Consider the following 1030-nt stretch of genomic DNA (forward strand, 5'->3'; position numbering starts at 1 on the left):
ATCGGCCGCGGGCTGATGATCACCGCCAACGCGCCGACGCTGTTCACGCGTTTGCTGGGCGGTTCCATCACGATGATTTTTTTCACCTACGCCTTCGTCAACATGGGCATGGTCAGCGGCATCCTGCCGGTGGTCGGCGTGCCGCTGCCGTTCATGAGCTACGGCGGCACCGCGCTGGTCACGCTGGGACTGGGCGCGGGCATCCTGATGAGTATCCAGCGCCATCGCAAACTGGTGCAAACCTGATAACGCCGCAGTCTTCGCGGACTGCATGATTTTGTAATGACGGGCGTGCGTCGCCGATACTCTGGTATCGTTGCGCTCGATCTCCTACAACAACTGATGCTCAGGGAACATTGAAATGCGGGATTTTCTTGTCTCGACGCCGCGCGTGATGCGTTGGTTGTCCTTATTGGCGCCGCTGGCGCTGGCGGCATGCAGCAGTGCGCCGCCGCTCAATCCGTCGCCGTCGACGTCCGCTTCCACGCCGGCAGCGCGCAGCGCCAACGGCAAGCCTTTACCAGCGCTGCCTGCAGCGGGCTCCGGTCGTGGCGGCTATTACAAGGACGACGGTCCGGGCGACCAGCCGCCGGATGGGCTGCTCGACACGCCTGACGCCGAACCGCGCGTCGAGCCGTATTCGAAATCGGCGCTGCGTCCCTATACCGTCTTCGGCAAGACTTACACCCCGATCAGCGACAACCGTCCGTTCAAGCAGCGCGGCATCGGCAGCTGGTACGGCAAGAAATTCCATGGCCAGAAGACGTCATCCGGCGAGCTGTACGACATGTACAAGATGTCAGCCGCGCACCCGACCTTGCCGATTCCGTCGTACGCGCGCGTCACCAACCTGAAGACCGGCGCGCAGGTGATCGTGCGCATCAACGATCGCGGACCGTTCCACTCGACGCGCATCATCGACTTGTCCTATACCGCCGCGCTCAAACTCGGTTACTTGTCTTCCGGCAGCAGCGAGCTGGAAGTCGAACGCCTGCTGCCCGAAGACATCGCGCGCATGGCTGAGAACAAG

2 protein-coding genes are annotated in these 1030 nt (G+C 62.4%); both read left to right on the plus strand.

Going from position 1 to position 1030, the window contains the following annotated elements:
* Positions 1-246, plus strand: a 246-nt coding sequence (locus tag HLUSI_RS27945) for an FtsW/RodA/SpoVE family cell cycle protein (protein ID WP_040503340.1), incomplete at its 5' end; no start/stop codon positions are given.
* A gap of 115 nt (positions 247-361) precedes the next feature.
* On the plus strand, positions 362-1030 hold a 669-nt coding region (locus tag HLUSI_RS0109775; protein WP_040503341.1), incomplete at its 3' end, for a septal ring lytic transglycosylase RlpA family protein.

Source organism: Herbaspirillum lusitanum P6-12, assembly GCF_000256565.1.
Lineage (GTDB): Bacteria > Pseudomonadota > Gammaproteobacteria > Burkholderiales > Burkholderiaceae_D > Herbaspirillum > Herbaspirillum lusitanum.